Consider the following 353-nt stretch of genomic DNA (forward strand, 5'->3'; position numbering starts at 1 on the left):
GCAAGTAATGGTTGCTGTCAGTGGTACAGGGCCTGAAACCGCGTTTGGACTTGCCGTGTATACGCTCCTCCTGCATCAACCGGCTGACTCGTTTGTGGCCCACTGCATACGATTTCTGGCGTAAGGCTGCGACCAACCGTGGCCGACCGTAGGTGTGTCGACTGGCCGCATAGGCGCTGCGCAACTCAATGCGAATCTGAGCATCAGGATCAGGGCGAGGCTGCCTGTGCGTGTAATCGTAGAAACCTGAAGTCGAGACTTCCATCACCCGGCACAACACGCGCACCGGGTATTGAGTCCGTTCAGCAGCGACGAAGGCGTATCTCACCTGGACTCTCTGGCAAAGAATACCG

General features: G+C 57.2%; 1 protein-coding gene. It reads right to left on the reverse strand.

Annotated elements, in window-relative coordinates; translation table 11 throughout:
• The coding region (locus tag BM70_RS32955; RefSeq protein WP_155952222.1) for an IS3 family transposase at positions 1-328 on the reverse strand (328 nt) is incomplete at its 3' end.
• Between the last annotated feature and the right edge of the window lie 25 nt (positions 329-353).

This window comes from Pseudomonas sp. CHM02 (assembly GCF_000612585.1).
Classification (GTDB): domain Bacteria; phylum Pseudomonadota; class Gammaproteobacteria; order Pseudomonadales; family Pseudomonadaceae; genus Aquipseudomonas.